3 protein-coding genes and 1 pseudogene are annotated in these 2,297 nt (G+C 64.6%); 3 read left to right on the top strand and 1 reads right to left on the bottom strand.

All coding sequences use genetic code 11. From position 1 onward, the window contains the following. Window positions 1–149: 149 nt before the first annotated feature. The gene (locus QZ378_RS12750) at window positions 150–1,043 is read right to left on the bottom strand and encodes a diacylglycerol kinase family protein (protein ID WP_191379234.1); all 894 of its coding nucleotides are present in this window, start codon (window positions 1,041–1,043) and stop codon (window positions 150–152) included. Between the two features lie 158 nt (window positions 1,044–1,201). On the opposite strand from QZ378_RS12750, the gene QZ378_RS12745 reads away from it, so the two are divergent. The 3 genes and pseudogenes from QZ378_RS12745 to QZ378_RS13025 all read left to right on the top strand — a co-directional run. Then, window positions 1,202–1,912, top strand: a complete 711-nt coding sequence (locus QZ378_RS12745) for an AzlC family ABC transporter permease (protein WP_191379233.1) — start codon at window positions 1,202–1,204, stop codon at window positions 1,910–1,912. After that, window positions 1,906–2,235 carry an AzlD domain-containing protein gene (locus QZ378_RS12740; RefSeq protein ID WP_087239797.1) on the top strand — a complete coding sequence of 110 codons (330 nt, stop codon included), beginning with the start codon at window positions 1,906–1,908 and terminating at the stop codon, window positions 2,233–2,235. Before QZ378_RS12745 ends, QZ378_RS12740 begins: the two co-directional genes overlap by 7 nt. Before the next feature lie 7 nt (window positions 2,236–2,242). After that, window positions 2,243–2,297, top strand: a pseudogene (locus tag QZ378_RS13025) (cysteine-rich KTR domain-containing protein); the annotation flags it as partial.

Below are 2,297 nucleotides of genomic sequence, written 5' to 3'. Positions count from 1 at the left end.
TCGCTTCGCCGCAAGCGGCAAAGCTCGTTCCCTCCACTGTGCCTCCTCTCCCCACGACGACCACTCCGTTGGGTCGCCGCGGGGACCCCATGGAACGGGCCAAGCGGTTGTCATACCCCCCGTAGGCGGCGCGTCAAGGATGCCGCGCCCTACTTGCCGTAGACGATGGAGACGGCCTTTTGGCAGTTGAGGATCTCCGCCGTTTTGGGGGCGCCGCCGAACTCGCCGTCCAGAGTCCAGGGCAGCTCCTGCTCACAGGTGATTTTCAGCCGGCTGGTGCGGTAGCTGGTGACCAGTCCGCCCTCGTCGGGGGACATGGTGAGCAGGGCGCGGATCACGGCCTGGAGCTGGATGGGGTTCTCCGGCTGGCGCACCAGCACCACCTCAAAAATCCCGTCGTCCAGGGCCACCGGCTGGGCGGGCGTCCCCTTGAAGCCCCCCACGGACACGGTGTTGCTTACCATGCCGTAGCAGTAGCCCCCCGCCTCCACCCCGCCGTCGTGCTCCACGGTGAGGGGGTAGGACTGGATGGAGGCGATGCGGGTGACGCTCTCCAGCATATAGGCGGTGCGGCCCAGCAGGTTCTTCACCGGCTGGGGGGTGTTGTAGGACACGTCGGTGAAGGCGCCGAAGGCGGCCACGTAGATGAAGTGCTCACCGTTGAACCTCCCGATGTCCACCGGCCGGGGCACCCCGGCGGCGGCGGTGCGGGCCATGGCCTCCATCCCCCGGGGGAGGGACAGGTTCCTGGAGAAGTCGTTGGTGGTGCCGGCGGGGATGTAGCCCACCTCCGGCCGCGCCTCGGGCGGCAGGGCCATCAGGCCGTTCACCACCTCATGGAGGGTGCCGTCCCCCCCGCCGCAGACGATGCGGTCAAACTCCCCGGCCCGGCGGGCGGCCAGCTCCGCGGCGTCCCCGGCCCCCCGGGTGGGGTGAACCGTCACGTCCCAGTCCCGGGCCAGCTCCTCCAGCACCGCCGCCAGGCGGCTTTTCAGCAGGCCCTTCCCCGCGTGGGTATTGTAGATAAACAGCAGCTTCTTCATAGCGCTCCTCCGTTGTCATGTGCCTATATTATACAGGGATTGCCGCAAAATACAACCACCCGCCGGAGCGGGCGGCAAATTTCCGCCGGGTCTTGCTTTTTTTCGCTAAAGTGTGTAGAATAAAAATCTCAGCGCAAACACAAAGGAGTGCTGCCGGTATGGATCGCAAAGCCCTGGCCGCCGCCTTCCCCGTCACCCTGCCGGTGCTGATGGGCTATCTGGCCATCGGCATCGCCTTCGGGCTGATGCTCCAGGAGATCGGCTACAACTTTATCTGGGCCTTTTTCATGAGCCTGACCATCTACGCCGGGTCGGGGCAGTATCTGGGGGTGACCCTGCTGTCCACCGCCGCGGGCCTGGGCACCGTGGCGGTCATGACCCTGCTCATCAACTTCCGCCACCTGGTCTACGGGCTGTCCATGCTGGAGAAGTTCCGGGGCATGGGCTGGCGCAAGCTGTACATGATCTTCTCCCTCACCGACGAGACCTACGCCCTGCTCTCCTCGGCCCAGGCCCCGGTGGGGGTGAACCCCAAAAGCTTCTACTTCGCCATCGCCGTTCTGGATCAGAGCTACTGGATTCTCGGCTCGGTGATCGGCGCGGTGGCCGGGGCGGTGATCCCCTTCAGCACCGAGGGGGTGGACTTCGCCATGACCGCCCTGTTCGTGGTCATCGCGGTGGAGCAGTGGAAGACCTACCGAAAGCACCTGCCCGCCCTGCTGGGGTGTGCCGTGACGGTGGTGTTCCTCATCATCCTGGGCAGCGTCTTCGGGCAGGATCAGATGCTGCTCATTTCCCTGGGCGTGATCGTGCTCATCCTGCTCATCCTGCGGGACAGACTGGACGAAAAGGAGGGAGAACCATGCTGAGCACCGGCGCAGCCATCGCGGCCATCGCCGTCATGGCCATTGTCACCTTCCTCACCCGGGTGCTCCCCTTCCTGCTCTTCGACCGGGGGGAGTCACCCCCCAAGCTGGTGCTCTACCTGGGCCGGGTACTCCCCCCGGCCATCATCGCCATGCTCATCGTCTACTGCCTGCGGGGGGTGAGCTTTTCCACCCCAGGCGGCTGGGTGCCCCAGCTTCTGTGCGTGGCGGTGGTGGTGGCCCTCCACCTGTGGAAGCACAACAACCTGCTGAGCATCTTCGGCGGCACCGTTCTCTACATGGTGCTGGTGCAGGCGGTGTTCTGAAAAGGCCGATACTGTATTAAAAGATTTTCCTCTTTTCTGCCCTAAATGCAAATTGACGCATA

This window comes from Flavonifractor sp., assembly GCF_019422385.1.
Taxonomy (GTDB): Bacteria; Bacillota; Clostridia; order Oscillospirales; family Oscillospiraceae; genus Flavonifractor; species Flavonifractor avistercoris.
Note: the sequence above shows the minus strand (reverse complement) of the source record. Positions and strands in the feature narration are given on the sequence as shown.